Origin of the sequence: Algimonas porphyrae (genome assembly GCF_041429795.1) — a bacterium.
GTDB lineage: Bacteria > Pseudomonadota > Alphaproteobacteria > Caulobacterales > Maricaulaceae > Litorimonas > Litorimonas porphyrae.
Genome location: NZ_CP163424.1, coordinates 2,407,151 through 2,424,279, shown reverse-complemented (window position 1 = coordinate 2,424,279; position 17,129 = coordinate 2,407,151). Strand labels below are relative to the sequence as shown.

Sequence of the window (17,129 nt, the reverse complement as noted above, 5' to 3'; positions counted from 1 at the left end):
GGGTAATTTTGTTTCCGAGACATATAAAATAGCGGCAAGCCGTGAGCGTATGCGAACTGAGCAGCGCTAGATGCTTCCAACTCATCCCTGACTGCGTCGCTCGATCTGCATCATGAGTGGCTTTTCCGGGCGTATGGTGACGCGCGCGATGGGCCAGGGGTGATCGCCAATCAAGGTAAGGCGGAACTGCCGCGCGATCAGTGCCGTCAGAACGATGGCTTCCAGCTGCGCGAAGCGCGCGCCGATACAGATATGGGGACCGAGTCCGAAGGGCAGATATTGAAACCGTCCAATACGATCCCGCACGTCCGGCAGAAACCGTTCCGGCACGAACGCATCCGGCTGATCCCAGAGGGCCCGGTGGCGATGCAAAGCCCAGAGGCTGCCGAAGACGACCGACCCTGTGGGCAGATCATGCTCCCCCAGCGTCTCCGGCTGCTTCAATTCGCGCGATAGAAACGGCGCAGGCGGGTAGAGGCGCATGGCTTCTTCGAAACAGGCATAGGTGAAGGGCAGGGCGGCTGCCCATTCGATCGCAGGGCGGGTAATATCCAGCGCGTCGCATTCCGTTTCCAGGCGTGTGCGTGCCGCATCGTCCTGGGACAGCAGATAGAACAGAAAGGTCAGCGCGCGGCTGGTCGTTTCGTGACCGGCCGCGATGAAGGTGATCATCTGATCTTCGATCTGTTCCATTGTGAAGGGCCTGTCGTCATCGCCCTTGATGCTCAAAATCAGGCTGAGCAGATCATCCGGCACTGCCGCTCCGTCTGCGATGCGCGTCAATCGGCTTTCTGCCAGCTCGCGAACCTGCCGGCGCATCCGTTTGACGATGCCCATCCGTCCAATTCGAGTCGGGCGAGGTATCCATTCCGGCAATCGTGTGAAATCAAGCGGGTCCGGGCGTCCCATACTGGAGAGAAAACGGTCGATTTCGCGCAGATTGGCGGTGCGACCGCCATCCAGCTCGCCGGAAAACATCACGTCGCTGAGAACCTGATAGGTCAGATCGACCATGGCCGCTCCGAAATCGATCGTGTCGGTCTCGAGCAGCCGCGCAATATGTGGCCCGGCGGAGTTACGGATGCCGTCTGCATAGCCATTCACATGGCGCGGGGTGAAAAGCGGCGCGAGTGCGCGGCGGTCCTGTCGCCAGCGTTCGCCTTCGGCTGTCAGCAGACCCTCCCGCAAGGCCGGCTTCAGAATGGCATTGCGTATTTTCGAATGGCGCAGACTGCCGGACTTCTCGACAAAGGCTTCGCGGACTGTTTCCGGTCGGGTCGGCGTGAAGAAGATCGCGCCCATTCCGGTGGCAATTTCATCGAATTCCGTGAGGGCCATATGCGTGACGCCATGCAAGGGGTTGCGGCTGGACTCGCGCATATAGCGTAGCCAGTCGATCCAGTCCCAGTCGGACACCGCTGTCTCGATCGGAACGATGGTTGGCGGAACGAACCGACCGTTTTCCCAGAGAGGTTCGGGTCTGAAACGATAGTCGTGCCGGGCGGTCGCCATGTTGGTCTCTTGCGCTGTGGCCTGCTTGTGCGCAACCGACATCCTGCGCTTTCCAACACTGTCCGCCCTGCCTATACGCATAGGGATGTCTGACAGCGCGACAAACCAGACCTATCAGGTTCTTGCCCGGAAATACCGTCCCTCGACCTTCGAGGATATGATCGGGCAGGATGCGATGGTCACGACGCTGAAAAATGCGTTCGAGACGGGTCGCATCGCCCATGCCTTCATGCTGACCGGCGTGCGCGGCATCGGCAAGACGACGACAGCGCGCCTGCTGGCGCGCGCTCTGAACTATCAGACGGATGCAATCGACAGCCCGTCCGTGGATCTGGCCACGCCGGGCCGCCACTGCGAAGCCATCATGGCGTCGACCCATATGGACGTGCTGGAAATGGACGCGGCTTCGCGCACCGGCGTGGACAATATGCGCGAGCTGCTGGACGGGGTGCGCTATGCGCCTGCGGATGCGCGCTACAAGGTCTATATCATCGACGAGGTCCACATGCTCAGCGCGGGCGCGTTCAACGCCCTGCTGAAGACGCTGGAAGAGCCGCCGGACCATGCCAAGTTCATCTTCGCCACGACCGAAATCCGCAAAGTGCCGATTACGGTGCTGTCGCGCTGCCAGCGGTTCGACTTACGCCGCGTCGAGGGCGATGTCCTCGCCCAGCATCTGAAAGGGATTGCCGGGCAGGAGGGCATCGCCGTGTCAGACGACGGATTGTCGTTGATCGCGCGCGCTGCCGAGGGCTCGGTCCGTGACGGGCTGTCCCTGCTCGACCAGGCGATCGTGCAAAGCGGGCTGTCCGGCGATGAAGTCACCGCGGAACAGGTCCGGACCATGCTCGGCTTGGCCGACCGGGTTCGGCTGATCGATCTGTTCGAGCATGCGATGAGCGGCGATGCGAAAGCGGCGCTGAACGCCATGCGGGCGCAATATGATGACGGGGCGGCCCCGGATGTCGTGATGGGGGACCTGCTGGATATCTGTCATGAAGTGTCCCGAGCGCAGACGCTGGGCAGTGATGCCGCTTTCGATTTCGCGCCGGATCAAGTGGAACGGTTACGTCATCTCGGCGAGCGTTTCAGCACGGGCCAGCTGACCCGGGCCTGGCAGATCCTGATGGGATCCCATGCGGAGGTCCGGCAGGCCCCCGTGCCGCTGGCCGCAGCCGAAATGGCATTGTTAAAGCTGTCTCTGGCAGGGCAGATGCCGCCACCCGAACTGGCCGCGCAGATCATCCGCGAAGCGCAGAAGATGGAGAGCGAGGGCGGCGCGGGATTGCCGACGCTCACACCGCCGTCGGACGCACCGACCGCGCCGCTCAATGATGATCCGGCCCCGGCGTCAACTCAGCCATCCGCATCGGGTTCGACGACGCAAACGGCTCAGGCCGTCGCAATGACGCCACCCAAACCCGTAACGCCGGCTGCGCCAACCATGCGGCTGGACAGTTTCAAGACTTATGTCGAGCAGATTGACGATCTGCGTCTGCGGTCGGATCTGGAACGTTATGTCAGCGTCGTCAGCTTTACGGAGGGGCAGGCGGAAATCCATATTACCGAGCCACGCCATAATGCGCTGGTCGGGCGGATGGTGCGATCGCTGCAGGAACTGACGGGTCAGCAATGGCTGGTCAGCCCGGTCGATCAACCCGGTGAGCCACCGCTGGCAGACCAGCGCCGCTCCGCCAAGGCGGCGCAGATGCAGGCGGACCGCGCGCATCCCGCTTTCGATCATCCGCTGCTAAAAGGTGCCAAGCTGCTTGAGATCAGGGACCGGGCTCCCAATGTGATCGCTGCAGACTTCAAGAGCGGAGAAAACGAATGAAAGACCTGATGGGCCTGATGAAACAGGCAAAGGAAATGCAGGCCAAGATGGAGGCCGCACAGGCCCAAGTCGCCGATACGGAAGCGACCGGTCGCGCTGGTGGTGGCTTGGTCAGTGTCACGCTGGTCGGGGGCGGCAATATGAAAGCGCTGACGCTTGATCCGTCATTGCTGGGCGGGGCCGAAGACAGGGAAATGCTCGAGGACCTGATCATTGCGGCTTATCAGGATGCGAAAGTGAAACTGGATCAGGCTGCGGCAGATACGATGAAATCCGCCATGGGCGACATTCCGTTACCCCCCGGCATGAAGATGCCGTTTTAATCTCGCAAGGGTGACTGCGCTAGTTCGGACGAATTAGGTTTTTGGTTTAACTATCAGAATTTGTTTGATATTTACAATCTTATCAAGGCGTTTTGTCTGATTTAGAGCCCCACGCCTTCGTTCTTCCATCCGCAAACCAGCTTGCGCAAGCGGTCCGAATCCTTGCAACGGCAACCCACCGGATCGGGCAGTTTCGCCGACCCGTCTATCTGAGGTTCCGTCATGGCTGGTCCGTCTGTCTCTCCGGAAATCGACCGCCTGATCACGCTTCTGGCGCGGCTGCCTGGACTGGGGCCGCGCTCGGCGCGGCGGGCGGCGCTGCACCTTCTGAAAGCACCCGACCGGTTAATGACGCCGCTTGCCGCCGCCATGACGCAGGCGGCGGAACGAATCTCGACCTGCTCAGTGTGCGCAAATGTTGACTCGTCCAATCCCTGTCATATCTGCACGGCGCCGGGGCGCGACAGGCGCTCCATTTGCGTGGTTCAGGATGTGTCGGATCTCTGGGCCATGGAACGGGCCGGGGCCTATCGGGGAACCTATCATGTGCTGGGCGGAACGCTGTCGGCACTGGACGGCATCCGGCCCGAAGACCTGAATATCGCGTCGCTGATCGGGCGAGCGAGTGGGGGCGCCGTCGATGAAGTCATTCTGGCCATGAATGCGACCGTCGATGGGCAGACCACCGCGCACTACATCACCGAACATCTCGAAGCGACGGGCGTCACGGTCAGTCGTCTGGCGCATGGCGTCCCGATCGGCGGGGAGCTCGACTATCTCGACGACGGGACGATCAACGCCGCGATGAAGAGCCGGAGAGAGCTCTAAGACTTACGGTCATTGTCACGATCATGATCAGGCGGAATAGGTTAGGTCAAAGGGGGGAGGCACCGTGACCGAAACTGACACGCGACCTGAAAATTGGACTGATGACCGCATGTATACCGGGCTCGGTTGGCGCTCTATCATGACGCGACCGTCCGTCCTGTTTCTCATTCTGGTCAACATTGTTCCGCTCGTCGGGGCGATCCTGTTTGGCTGGGATGTCGGTTTTCTGATGCTGCTCTACTGGCTGGAGACGATCGTCATCGGCGTCTTCAATATCCCCAAACTGCTGACGAGTGCAGGCGGGCGGTCCGGCACGCGGTTATGGGTCAGTCTGGTGGGCAATCTGTTTTTGACGGCCTTCTTCTGCGTCCATTACGGTATGTTCAATTTTGGTCATTACATGTTCCTGCAAGGCTTCTTCGATTTCCCGCCAATCGGTCGCGATCTGCTGATCGCCTTGGCCGGTCTGACGTTCAGCCATGCTTTTTCCCTGGTAGTCAACTGGTTCGGCAAGGCGGAATATAGGACGGCCCTAGTCAACGAGCAGATGTTCAAGCCCTATATCCGCGTCGTGGTGATGCATGTGACCATTATTTTTGGCGGGATTTTTGCAGCGCTCGGCGGAGGAACTCGTGACCTTGACGCTGCTGATCGTTCTGAAGACGGGCGCGGATATTGCTGCGCATGCCATCACCCATGGCTGGATCAGCCCGAAATATCTCCGGCGTGGCGAGAGTTAGATTTCTTCGAGAATGCTTGTGCCGCGGTCGCCGACACCGAGCCCGGATGTCCATTGCCACTGCTCATGAAGTCTGATCTTCCCGGAGGGCAGAATTTCGGGCCGACTTTCGCATAGTCCGGACCGTAAAAGCCCGGATTTGGTTATGTGGTGATAGAGAAAATAGAGCGAGCCATCCGCACGGACCGACCCGACCAGCGACCCGTAGTCAATGTCTCCGCCGCTATAGCTGCCCATCAGCACAGACCCGCGCTGATCATACCGAAACAGCGTATCGCCGCCGACATCCCCATCCCCTTTGGTCACGATCGCGCGGAACAGTCGGTCTGCATAGTGGATCACGAGCTCAGACCCGCTTGCTGCGGCGGATCGACCGGCAGGGTTTCGATATCATCGTCCAGATCCAGAGCCTCGATGCGGTCAGCGCGGCGCGTAATTTTTTCAGTGCTGATGCGGGCCTGACGCATCATTTCCAGACCGCCATCATAATGGGATTGCAGTTTCGCGATCCTTGCGTCCAGTCGCTGCACGTCGGTGGCGATTTTGCCGACTTCGTCCAGAATGACCGTGGCCTGTTCACGCATGGCCGCGTCACGCAAGACCGCGTTCATCGTATGCAGCGTGGCCATGAAAGTGGTGGGCGAGACGATCATCACACGGTCGGTAAAGCCACGTTCGACAACCTTCGGAAAACGCGCATGCAGTTCGGCATAAATGGCCTCGCTCGGCAGGAACATCAGCGCGATCTCGTGGGTTTCGCCCGGCAACAGATATTTGTCCGCAATATCGCGGATGTGGCGCTTGCAGTCATCGGCAAATAGTCGACGCGCCTTGATCACGTCCTCGCCTTCTTCACTCTGCATCAGTCGCTGCCAGGCTTCGAGCGGGAACTTGCTGTCGACGGCGACATCCAGATGATCGCCGGGAAGGTGGATCAGCGCGTCGACGCGGGCCGCATTGGAGAGCGTCTGCTGAAAGGAATATGTGCGCGGCGGCAAAAACTGTTCAATCAGGGACTGCATCTGCTTTTCACCAAAGGCGCCGCGCGCCTGCTTGTTGGACAGGATGGATTGCAAGCCGGAGACTTCACCCGCCAGTTCCTTGATATTGGCCTGCGCCCGGTCGATGACTTCCAGACGCGTATCGAGGCGTTTGAGCTGTTCAGCAGATTTTTCGGTCTGTTCGGTGATCGACTGTCCGACCCGCTCCGACATGGCGGCGAGGCGGTCATCAAGTCGCTTCTGGAACAGATCGCCGCGCTGCGCTTGCTCATCGGACAGCTGGGCCAGACGCCCCTGCAGCTCCGCCTGCTGACCGCGCATGGCCATCAGTTCTGCATGCGTCTGACCGTCATTGCGGCGCAGGAATGAGCCCAGCCACAGTCCGAGCAACAAGAGCGCGACAGCGCCGACCAGTTCGACGACGGTCAGGGCAATATCGCCAGCGACAATAACAGGTTCCATCTTTGTTCCCCTGCCACAGCCGGGGAATGGAAGAAAGGGTGGATCGGCTAGCGGCCCGCGCTGAGATAAGTCCAGGACCGGAGGAGGGATTCCACGGGTCCGCGTTCGAAACGCGTTCGCCACAGGCTGGAAAAGCTGAGCGTGACAAGGCCAGTGGCGAAGCCGATGGCAACGCAGCCTGCCGCGCCGACCGTGCCGAACAGTCCCAGCCCGTAACCGCTGAAGATGACGGACAGGATCAGCGACTGCATCAGATAGGCGGTCAGCGTTGACGTACCTGCGCGGGCCATGAATTCTTTCAAAGGCGTCATCGCGCCCATGGACCATTTTGCGATCCAGCCGAGATAGCCCAGCGTCGAGAAGGGAGATCCGAGAAAAATGATGAATGTCCCTAACAGACCTCGGCCCGTGATCGCGCCCTGGCTCGTCACCAGAAGCCAGGCACCGATCATGCTGATAATCAGTCCGATCGGGAAATAGATACGACGCGCCTTGGACCAGAGCGGAGCATCGGGATTCTGAAGCACACCGGATTTCACGCCGGCCAGCCCGAAGAGGAAGAAGGCGATAACGCCGACCCCCTGAAGAGGGATGATGAAGAGTGCATATTGAATATATTCTGTCAGCCGTTGGGCTATGACCTCGGCGAAGGAGCCATTGGCATAAACAGACGCTGACGCCTCCATTTCAGCGCGCATTTCTGACATGACGACTTCCGTCGACGCCGGATCGAAGGCTTCCATGGCCCCGAACGCGCCTGCCATCAGACCAATAATTACGGCTTGCAGGATCAGGAAGGCATAGCCCCACCGCCTCAGCGCCTTGACCGACAGATTGCGGAACAGAAACAGCAGGCAGCCAATGACGGCATAGACGATCAGAATATCACCGACGAAAGCAAAGGCGACATGCGCGATGCCGATCAGTAGCAGGCCGAGCATGCGCCGGAAATAGCGGGGCGCAAAGGCGACGCCGCGACGCTGCGCCGACATCATTTGATAGGCCAGGCCTGCGCCGAACATGGCGGAGAACAACGTGTATGACTTCATCAAGAACAGCGAGTCGACCGTGAAGATGGCTGCCTTGTCGAGTGCGCTGTAATCGCCGCCATAGCTGTAGGTGTCAGGTCCGGGCCAGGCGAAGAAAGCGACATTGACCATGACGATCCCGAACAGGGCGAAGGCTCGCACCAGATCCGGAAAGATATGTCGCCCCATGGCGTCGTTCTGTTCGAGATAAGTCACGCGTCGTTCCCCTTTTCGTCTCCCTTATGTCGTCGGGATAATGTCACAAGTGAGAAACTGGCAACAAAAAACCCTGCCTAAAGGGCAGGGTCTTTGCGTCGATGTGTGGCGACGTGGGAGAGGGGGGCGCTTTAGGCGCTCATTTTGTCTTTGGCAGGATCTCGCAGCACATAGCCACGGCCCCAGACGGTCTCGATATAGTGTTCGCCTTGCGTAGCAGCGGCGAGTTTCTTGCGCAGCTTGCAGATAAAGACGTCGATGATCTTCAGTTCCGGCTCGTCCATGCCGCCATAGAGATGGTTGAGGAACATTTCCTTGGTGAGCGTCGTGCCTTTACGCAGGGAGAGCAGCTCCAGCATCTGGTATTCCTTGCCGGTCAGGTGGACGCGGTGATCGCCGACTTCGACGGTCTTGGCGTCGAGGTTCACCTTGATGTCGCCGGTCGTGATGATGGACTGGCTGTGACCTTTGGAGCGACGGACGACAGCATGGATGCGCGCCACCAGCTCGTCCTTATGGAACGGCTTCGTCATATAGTCGTCGGCACCAGTGCCGAGGCCACGGACCTTGGTTTCGATATCATTCGTGCCGGAGAGAATGAAAATGGGCGTCTGGACCTTTGCCAGGCGCAGCGTCTTGAGCACTTCGAAGCCCGGCATGTCCGGCAGGTTCAGGTCCAGCAGGATGATGTCGTAATCGTAGAGTTTGCCGAGATCGACCCCCTCTTCGCCGAGATCGGTTGTGTAAACATTGAAGCCTTCGGACTTGAGCATCAATTCGATACCCTGTGCCGTGGCCATATCGTCTTCGATAAGAAGAACTCGCATTTCCAACCCCTCCCAAAGGCGATTCGTCTAACCCGCTCCCACTGGAGCATGGTTAATGGAGCTTCAGCGCTAAGGGAATCCCGTAAACCAACCGTTAACGCCGTTAACGCCGTTTCATGTTCAGTAAGTTGACCCGATTGCGTTACGACTTTTGCGCGAGGCGCTCGATCGTCCAGCATCCCGCAAAAATCATGGTTGAAATGGCTTAACCCCGTTTCTTCACCGGGTCGAAAGCCTGCCTTGATATGTCAGCTTTCAATCAAGCCCGAACATACGGGCAATTCAGGTGTTTGGAGAGACAATATGGCACAGCTATCGGACAAACAGGTTCAACGAACGCGGTTCCGGATCGCGGAACTGCAAAAACGGATCGGCGTTCTGGAAGCGACACGCGAAGATCTGGAACGTCAGATGCGCAAACTCTCGGACAGTGTCCCGGAAGACGAAGTCGATGCCAACGAGCAGCGCGACGGCTATGTCGCCTATGGCAGCTACGCGCAGTCGGTCATCGCCCGGAAAGGCAATCTGCGGCGCTCGCTTGACGATATCATCGATCAGACGTCCAATCTCTCGGGCGATCTTCGCCAGGAACTGGATGCGCTGGATAGCTTCGAACGCGTCCGTGCGCGCCGTATGGCGCAACAGGCCGAACGGGAGCAGCGCCGCGCCAGCTAGGGCATGACGACTGTGACGCTCACGCCATGGCCTGTTCAGGCAGAAGCGACATGAGCGGAATTGTCAGACAATAGCTCAGGCCCTGCGCCGTAATCTCCTGCCGGGCCGTGCCTTTCAGCGTTGCGGGAACGAGGCGCGTCAGTAGCTTCGTTCCAAACCCCTCGCGCGTGCTGTTTTTCAGACGCTTGATGGCCTCGCCTGAAAGGTCCTCGTGCCAGCAAAATTCCAATACCTCTTCATCTGTCACTGACCAGTTGATCCTGACCTGCGTGCTGTCCGAGTTCGGCAGATTATATTTCTGCGCATTGGTCGCGAGTTCATGGATGGCCAGATTAATCTGCTGCGCGGCGTCCGAACTGACCCGGACCGGGGTCCCCTCAATGTGGATGCGGTCGGCAAAGACGAGCAGGGCCGGCTCCAATTGCTGTCTGATCACATCTTCGAGTTTTCCCGTCGTCTGATCGCCGCTCCCGAGCACTGTGGAGTTTGCAGTCGCCAGTGCCTGCAAACGGCCAAGCAGAACATCGATGAACTCTTCGGTTCGCTCCGTTCCGCGGGCGCTCTGCTGTGTCAGGGACGACACGATGGCAAGAAGATTGCTGCTTCTGTGAACCGCCTCGCGGGCGAGAATTTCGGCTCTGCTCTTGCTCTCCATCAGCTCCGCAGTGCGTTCCTCGACCTTGATTTCCAGCTGGTCTCTAACCTCACGCAGAGAGGCCAGCGTGTTCTCATGGGCTGTGACTTCGGCTCGAAGCTGATCATTGGCGGTCTTGAAGTCATTGAGCGACGGCAAGGCGATCAGGGTCGGGCTGAGACGGAACAGGACGATGGCTGTAGTCATGGACACAATCCCCGTCGCCAATTTGACGAAACCGACGATCGGATAGATCGGATACCATAGCGTCACGATAGATAGGACATGCGTCACGCCGCAAAGTAATATGAACGACGCAAACAGAAGTACGAGACCCCGATGCGGTACTTCGCTGCGCCCCCGCAAAACGCGGAGCAAGGCCAGCGGAATCGCGAAATAGGATAGAAAGATGAGCGTGTCGGATCCGGCCCAGAGCAGGACCAGCCACGGCTTCCACAGCAAGCACATACCGTGCGGCATGTACTGCCAGATATCTTCGAAAATCCCCATATCCCTATCCCTTGCGCCCCGGCTGACGGATTGATGCAGGGGTGCGCTGCCGGGGGTATGGGAGTTTGCAGAGGAGCGCTAGGGACGAAGCGTAATTTACCCGTTTGGGTTAGCTTATGTTTATGCGTGGGCTACTCGATCGCTTCGAACGCGTAACCGGCGCTGCGGACCGTCCGAATCGGATCGGGCTTGCCGGATTTTTTGAGAGCCTTGCGTAAGCGACCGATATGAACATCGACGGTGCGCGCTTCGACATAGACGTCACGACCCCAGACGGCATCGAGCAATTGCTCGCGTGAAAAGACCCGGCCGGGGTGACGCGCGAAATGATCGAGCAGGCGGAATTCCGTCGGGCCCAGATGGATCAGTTCGCCATCGCGTTTCACGCGAAAGGCCTGACTGTCGACTTCGATATCGCCGACCCGGATCACGTCTTCGAGCAGGCTCGGCTTGGCGCGCCGCATCAGGGCGCGCGTGCGCGCAAACAGTTCGGGCATGGAAAACGGCTTGATCATGTAATCGTCGGCCCCAAAATCCAGGCCAGTGATCCGGTCCGTTTCGTCGCTGCGGGCTGTCAGCATGATGACGGGCGTTTTGGACGTTTCCTTGCGGCGACGGAGACGGCGGCAAACTTCGACTCCGGAGAGTTTCGGCAGCATCCAGTCGAGAATGATCAGGTCGGGCGTGCGCTCAGAGGCAAGCAGCAGTGCTTCCTCACCGTCGGATGCCAGCGAGGTCTCGAAGCCTTCCTTGCCGAAATTATATTCCAGCAGCGTGGCCAGCGCGTCTTCGTCTTCGACAATCAGAACATAGGGTTTCATGATGACAATCCTTCGTCATTCGACGCCATTTATGACCGATCCGGCCTTTGCAGGACGGCCTGAACGGCATCATCGTCGATCAGTTGCGTGCCGCGCCCGGTAAAATAGATCACTTCGCAGAGATTGGACGTATGATCGCCGATCCGTTCGAGGTTCTTGGCCGCGAAGAGCATGGCCGTCGCCCCGTTGATCATGCCGGGATCAGCCGTCATGGATGTCAGCAGGTCACGCAGGATGGCATTATACATGTCGTCAATGTCGGTGTCGGCCATCCAGACCTGCATGGCCGTGCGCATGTCATCGCGCAGCAGAGCGTCGAGCGCGGCCGAGAGCTGCGCCTTGACCTGGCGCCCCATCATGGCAACGCTATCTGCCTGGTCCAGTCGTGCGTGATCGTTCAGATTGATAGCGCGTTTCGCAATGCCTTCGGCCAGGTCGCCGATCCGCTCCAGATCCGTGGCGACGCGGATCGCCCCGATGGTACGCCGCAGATCGGTCGCCATGGGATTTCTGAGCGCCAGGATACGCATCGCATCGGCGTCGATCTTGGCTTGCATCGCATTAGCCCGGTGATCACGCTCGATAACGGACCGGGCGATCGTTTCGTCCCGCATTTTCAACGCCTGAACGGAGTCCGCGACCATACTTTCGGACAGGCTGCCAAGGTCGGACAGGCTAGCGGTCAGCTCGTTGAGGTCGCTGTCATATCCGCTGACAATGTGATCGGCCAAGCTGTTCATGCGAACGGTTTCCGGACAGGGCGTTTGTAGGAAAACGAAGAACCCTGATTCTTCGAAGATTAGCCTATGGAATCACTGTGTGACAAGTTCGCGACGGAAAAGTGACGCCTCGATTATGATCGCACATCGATCCGACGGGGTCGGGTGAAAACTCTAGCCGGAGGTTGATGCGATGTTGGCATCGCTCATCTGGGGTGGCTCGGAAACATCGCTGCTTTTCGTGTAGATGATACAGAATTCCGTGCCGGTTCCGGGTTCACTGCGAACATAGAGGCCGGCGCGATGACGACGGGCAATATGCTTGACGATTGCCAGCCCCAGCCCGGTTCCCTTTTCCTTGGATGAAAGATCACCGGCGACGCGGTAGAACCGCTCGCCGATGCGCGGCAGATGCTCGCGCGAAAAACCGGGACCTGTGTCGGAAATGGTGATCGTGTAGATCGGCAGAGGACTGGTCGGCGCGGGGTTGATTTCACGCGTCATGGCACTGTCCGGCAAGCGCCCGTCGGCAAAAGGAATGCCGGGTTTCCACTGATCGAACGCGCTGAGCGTGATGTGAACCGTGCTGCCATCTGGCGAGAGCTTGGTCGCGTTCTCGATCAGGTTGAGGCAGAGCTGGATGGTTTCGTCCTGATGCCCCGGGGCGATGGCGCGTTTCTTCTTCTTGTATTTCAGCTTCACATTGCGTGCTTCGGCCAAAGGCGCGACCGACTCGATGGCCGCGCGGATCGACAGGTCCAGATCGGCGGTCTCTGTCGGTGCGATATGTTCCGACTGCTCGATCCGGCGCAGGGAAAGCAGGTCGTTGATCAGACGCTGCATGCGCTGTGCCTGCTGCTCCATGATGGCGAGAAAACGCTGCTGCGCTTCCGGATCGTCCCGTGCGTGACCACGCAACGTTTCGATATAGCCTAGCATGGATGCCAGCGGTGTCTTCAATTCGTGGCTGGCATTGGCCAGGAAATCGGCCCGGCGCTGGCCGCCGAGGACCAGCTCCGTTACATCGTTCATCACCACCAGAACGATCATCCGGCCAGATCCGTCGTCCGCCGGGGTCACGGCTGAAAACAACAGCGAAATATAGCTCTCCGTCGGAACCTCACGGTGCACCATCAGCGGCTCCGGTGTATAGCCCGCCAGTGCCGTTGCCAGCCGGTCGGTAATGCCCGAATCGCGGACATAGACACTCAAGGGCCGACCGGGAAGATCGATCCCGACCAGCGATTGAGCCATCGGATTGGCGTGCAGAACGCGACCATCTCTGTCCAACACGGCAATGGCCTGCGGCAGGGCGTCCGTCAGCATGGCGGCAAAGCGCGTTCCGGACAGGAAATCCGTTTGGCCAGCGGGTTCTGCAATGCGCTGCGTTCGGAAGGCGCGGCTGAGCTTCAGAAAGATCAGAGTCGCGACCCAAAATCCCCCTAAAGCCAGCAGTCCGTAGGCCAGCGGGATGCGCGACAGGGCCGACAATCCGGCGATCGCGACAAAGGCCAGCGCCGACAGGACGATGATGTCGGTTCCGCGCATAGCGTCCTGCGACGTGTGCTGTGTCGGCTGCGAGTCCACACACTCTTCTGGACCAGCAGAAGGCGCGGGTCCAGTGATCGAACCGCAAACTCATTGTTTGGAAAGCGTGCCGCCTAGGAAATTGCGGCGCTTCCTTAACTTGTCGCAACATCCTCCATTCCGGCTCGCATGCAGTTCTCGACTGGATTAAGGCTGCTAAACACAACGCCCAATAGAATTATCGTTTTTCGATAATGTTTCATTGACTTTCGAAAATTTATCTGATCTTTTCATGAATGACGAAAGACAGCCGGGATGGAGCCGATGAGGCAGACTCACACAGGGATGGCGAAACAAACGCAGGCCACGCATCAACGTGCGGGCTGGGGCATGGGGTCTCGGCGGCTGCTCGGTCTTGCCGCTGCGACCATCGCTCTGAGCGGGTGCGCCAGCATCATTGATCCTGTCGATCCGACGGTTGTCGATCTGGAAGCTTCCATACCCGTTCGAACGGACTGGGCTGGCACGGCGCCGGACGGTCTCCCAACGACCAACTGGGTGGACAGTTTCGAGGACGAAAATCTCTCGCAACTCGTCGCACAGGCTCGTCAGGATAACCCGTCGCTCCTTCGTACCCTCGCGCAGCTCGATCAGGTGATCGCCGGGAAGCGCGTTACGCGCTCCGGACTCTATCCGAGCCTGAGCGCCAGTTCGACCATTCGGCGTAGTGAAGGTGGTGTCGGTTTCAATGCGGGTTCGACCAGTTACGATATCGGTCTGAATTCGCGCTGGGAAGTGGATGTCGTCAACCGCATTCGCGACCAGATAGCCGCCGACGGCGAGGGTGTCGAAGCGGCTGCTGCCGATGTTGCGGCGCTGGAACTGTCCGTGACCAGCCGGCTTGCGACCGGATGGTTCGACGCCATTGAGGCGGGGTTGCTCGTCGATCTGTCGGCAGAAGATATTCGCACGCAGGAACGCTCCCTGCGCCTGACGCAGCGGCGATTCGAAAGCGGTCTGACCGGATCTTCCGATGTCAGGCTCGCCCGTTCGGCCATTGCCAGTTCGCAAGCGCTGAGACAGTCTCGCCTGCAATTGCGCGACAGCACGCTACGCTCGGTCCAGACGCTGGCGCGGCAATATCCTGACGCCAATATCGAATTACCGGACGATCTTCCGGCCTTGCCACCACTGACGGGGATCGGGACACCGGCAGACATGCTGGCCCGGAGACCTGACATCATTGCGGTTGAAAACCGCATTGCCGCGGCAGGGCTGGACGTCGATGCGGCGCGGAAGGCACTCTATCCCAGCCTGGTCATTTCGGGCGGTGTCGGCGATCAGGCCCTCAACAGTTTCGGCGATATTTTCGATCTCAAGGCAATTGCCTTCAGCCTGAGTGAGTCCCTGACGGCTCCGATCTTCCAGGGCGGGCAGCTGCGCGCGCAGGTGGATGCGCAAAGAGCCGCGCTGGACGCACAGATACAAACTTATGCCGAGACCGTACTGACAGCTTATCTTGAAGTCGAAAATGCGCTGGATGCCGAGCAGCGCCTGGCTGCACGCGAAGCTGCATTGCAAGTGTCCCGGGATGAGGCCGTCGTCGCGGAAGAGCGGCTCGAGCTGCGCTACACGGAAGGTCTCGCCACAATTCTACAACTGCTGGACGCTCAGACCCGTAGACTGAATGCAGAAGGTCAGCTTATTACCGCGCGCGGCGAGCGTCTTGCCAACCGCGTCCGCTTACATGTCGCCTTGGGTGGATCAGGCTATCTTGCGCCTGACGGATTGCAGAACGTACCGCCCGTCGAATTTTTGGGGATTGAATTGCCATGAGTCCAACCATGATAGGGTCGCCGGATCGTCGAAACGATGCCTCCGATAGCGGCAAGTCAGACGGTAACCCGACACGGGGGCTCACACGGGCCCCCTTGGTCATTGTTCCGATCGGGCTCATTCTCGGTCTTGCTGCGGTGATGTTCGGTGCGCGTGCCGCCGGTGAGGGTGGCCGTCCGGGACCGGAATTGTTCCTGTTCCTTCTGTTCCTCATTCTCGGTGTGATTTCGATCGTCCTGGCGGTCCGGCTCAGTCGCCCGAAAGTGCGACGCGGATATAGTCGCCGCATTCAATCCATCCTGTTGCCCATTCTGGTTTTGCTGATGTTCCCATTGGCGTCGATCGCGATCATCAAGGCCAACGTCGAACCGGAAGAACAGCGTCGTCCGTTTACGCCGCTGGCTGTCATGGCGGATTCGGCCAAGCGCCAGACCGTCCAGCTGACGGTCGAAACGCAAGGCGAGTCGCGCCCGCAGACGGAAATTAATCTGGTGCCGCAAGTCGGTGGCAAGATCGTCTATGTTTCACCCAATTTCATCGAAGGCGGCATCTTCCGCCGCGGCGAAACACTCATCCGGATCGACCCGAGCGATTATGAAGTGGCGGTTGTGCGCGCACAAGCGAATGTAGCGCAGGCCGAACAGGTTCTGACACGCGAGGTCGCGGAAGGTGACATTGCGCGGGCTGATTATGAAGATCTGGGCCGTGGCGAACCGAGTCCGCTGGCCTTGCGTGTTCCGCAGCGCCAGCAGGCCGAAGCCTCGCTGCAAGCCGCCAAGGCTGATCTCGACAATGCGCGGCTACAGCTGACGCGCACATCCGTGACGGCACCTTTCGACGGACGCGTGCGGACCAAATCCTCCGACATCGGTCAGTTCGTATCGCCAGGTTCGACATTGGGCCGGATATTCTCGACGGATATTGTCGAGGTGAGATTGCCGTTCACGGATGCCGATTTGGCCAAGATCGATCTGCCGATCGCTTATGTAGCCCAGAACCGCGCATCGGCACCTCTTGTGGAGCTGACGGCTGTGATCGGCGGCGTCGAGCAGGTCTGGGAAGCCCGGATCATGCGGACCGAGGCTACATTCGATACCCAATCACGTGCGCTCTTCGCGATTGCGGAAGTGTTCGACCCTTACGGCACGGGAGCTTCGCAGAACGGTGTGCCGATTGCCCCGGGATTGTTCGTCAACGCATCGATCGACGGTCGCGTCCTCGAAAATGCGATCGTCATTCCGCGCGACGGCTTACGCGTCGATGACGAAATCTACACGGTCAACAATAAGGGCCGTGCCGAAATCCGGACCGTGACCGTGCTCGATGCGTCGCCGGAACGCGCCGTGCTCTCATCGGGCGTGGAGGCGGGCGAACTGGTCGTCCTTTCCCCCATGGAGCGGTCGCGTGTTTCGATTCCTCTCAAGGTTCTGGATGTGAACGACCCGTCGGTCGTTCTGGTCGAGCCTGAAGAGCCAGAGTGGATGAAGCGCCAGCGCCAGCGCGAGGGCTACAAGGCGAAACCGAATGCAGATGCCGACGATGAAGATGGCAGTACGGATTCGGACGGTACCAGCGAATAGGACGGACCGCGTCGTACCGGACGCGATCTGCCAACATTACAGAAGCGTGATTTGTTG

The 17,129-nt window shown here is 59.3% G+C and carries 15 protein-coding genes; 7 read left to right on the top strand and 8 right to left on the bottom strand.

All coding sequences use genetic code 11. The features are described 5' to 3' along the window. Positions 1-81 precede the first annotated feature (81 nt). Positions 82-1,554, bottom strand: coding sequence for a cytochrome P450 (locus tag AB6B39_RS11800; RefSeq protein WP_371398591.1), 1,473 nt, complete (start codon positions 1,552-1,554; stop codon positions 82-84). A gap of 43 nt (positions 1,555-1,597) precedes the next feature. Here AB6B39_RS11800 and AB6B39_RS11795 point away from each other — a divergent pair, with 43 nt between their 5' ends. From AB6B39_RS11795 to AB6B39_RS11780, 4 genes are all read left to right on the top strand, one after another. Then, positions 1,598-3,346: a DNA polymerase III subunit gamma/tau gene (locus tag AB6B39_RS11795; RefSeq protein WP_284370120.1), complete on the top strand. Its 1,749-nt coding sequence runs from the start codon at positions 1,598-1,600 to the stop codon at positions 3,344-3,346. Next, the gene (locus AB6B39_RS11790) at positions 3,343-3,669 is read left to right on the top strand and encodes a YbaB/EbfC family nucleoid-associated protein (protein ID WP_284370122.1); all 327 of its coding nucleotides are present in this window, start codon (positions 3,343-3,345) and stop codon (positions 3,667-3,669) included. Before AB6B39_RS11795 ends, AB6B39_RS11790 begins: the two co-directional genes overlap by 4 nt. A gap of 222 nt (positions 3,670-3,891) precedes the next feature. Further along, the gene (gene recR, locus AB6B39_RS11785) at positions 3,892-4,497 is read left to right on the top strand and encodes a recombination mediator RecR (RefSeq protein ID WP_284370124.1); all 606 of its coding nucleotides are present in this window, start codon (positions 3,892-3,894) and stop codon (positions 4,495-4,497) included. 64 nt (positions 4,498-4,561) lie between these two features. Further along, positions 4,562-5,353 carry a DUF6498-containing protein gene (locus AB6B39_RS11780; RefSeq protein ID WP_371398590.1) on the top strand — a complete coding sequence of 264 codons (792 nt, stop codon included), beginning with the start codon at positions 4,562-4,564 and terminating at the stop codon, positions 5,351-5,353. A gap of 221 nt (positions 5,354-5,574) precedes the next feature. On the opposite strand, the gene AB6B39_RS11775 is transcribed toward AB6B39_RS11780, so the two are convergent. From AB6B39_RS11775 to ctrA, 3 genes are all read right to left on the bottom strand, one after another. Next, positions 5,575-6,699 (bottom strand): DNA recombination protein RmuC, encoded by a 1,125-nt coding sequence (locus AB6B39_RS11775; protein ID WP_284370130.1) that lies wholly within the window; start codon positions 6,697-6,699, stop codon positions 5,575-5,577. Between the two features lie 47 nt (positions 6,700-6,746). After that, positions 6,747-7,943, bottom strand: a complete 1,197-nt coding sequence (locus AB6B39_RS11770; RefSeq protein ID WP_284370132.1) for a DUF418 domain-containing protein — start codon at positions 7,941-7,943, stop codon at positions 6,747-6,749. A 131-nt stretch (positions 7,944-8,074) separates the two neighbouring features. Next, the gene (gene ctrA, locus AB6B39_RS11765; protein ID WP_284370134.1) at positions 8,075-8,770 is read right to left on the bottom strand and encodes a response regulator transcription factor CtrA; all 696 of its coding nucleotides are present in this window, start codon (positions 8,768-8,770) and stop codon (positions 8,075-8,077) included. Between the two features lie 303 nt (positions 8,771-9,073). On the opposite strand from ctrA, the gene AB6B39_RS11760 reads away from it, so the two are divergent. Then, positions 9,074-9,445 (top strand): flagellar export protein FliJ, encoded by a 372-nt coding sequence (locus tag AB6B39_RS11760; protein ID WP_284370136.1) that lies wholly within the window; start codon positions 9,074-9,076, stop codon positions 9,443-9,445. Between the two features lie 19 nt (positions 9,446-9,464). Here AB6B39_RS11760 and AB6B39_RS11755 read toward each other — a convergent pair whose 3' ends face one another. The 4 genes from AB6B39_RS11755 to AB6B39_RS11740 form a co-directional block, all read right to left on the bottom strand. Continuing rightward, a complete protein-coding gene (locus tag AB6B39_RS11755) occupies positions 9,465-10,589 on the bottom strand; it encodes a sensor histidine kinase (RefSeq protein ID WP_284370137.1) in 1,125 nt (374 codons plus the stop codon). 131 nt (positions 10,590-10,720) lie between these two features. After that, on the bottom strand, positions 10,721-11,410 hold the full coding sequence (gene phoB, locus AB6B39_RS11750; protein ID WP_284370138.1) for a phosphate regulon transcriptional regulator PhoB: 690 nt from the start codon (positions 11,408-11,410) through the stop codon (positions 10,721-10,723). Between the two features lie 29 nt (positions 11,411-11,439). Beyond that, positions 11,440-12,150, bottom strand: coding sequence for a phosphate signaling complex protein PhoU (gene phoU / locus AB6B39_RS11745; RefSeq protein ID WP_284370139.1), 711 nt, complete (start codon positions 12,148-12,150; stop codon positions 11,440-11,442). Between the two features lie 153 nt (positions 12,151-12,303). Then, the gene (locus tag AB6B39_RS11740; RefSeq protein WP_284370140.1) at positions 12,304-13,677 is read right to left on the bottom strand and encodes an ATP-binding protein; all 1,374 of its coding nucleotides are present in this window, start codon (positions 13,675-13,677) and stop codon (positions 12,304-12,306) included. A 324-nt stretch (positions 13,678-14,001) separates the two neighbouring features. Between AB6B39_RS11740 and AB6B39_RS11735 the strand changes: the two genes are divergently transcribed. Next, positions 14,002-15,492: an efflux transporter outer membrane subunit gene (locus tag AB6B39_RS11735; RefSeq protein ID WP_284370142.1), complete on the top strand. Its 1,491-nt coding sequence runs from the start codon at positions 14,002-14,004 to the stop codon at positions 15,490-15,492. Beyond that, a complete protein-coding gene (locus AB6B39_RS11730; RefSeq protein WP_371398589.1) occupies positions 15,489-17,072 on the top strand; it encodes an efflux RND transporter periplasmic adaptor subunit in 1,584 nt (527 codons plus the stop codon). The genes AB6B39_RS11735 and AB6B39_RS11730 overlap by 4 nt, the downstream gene beginning before the upstream one ends. Positions 17,073-17,129 lie beyond the last annotated feature (57 nt).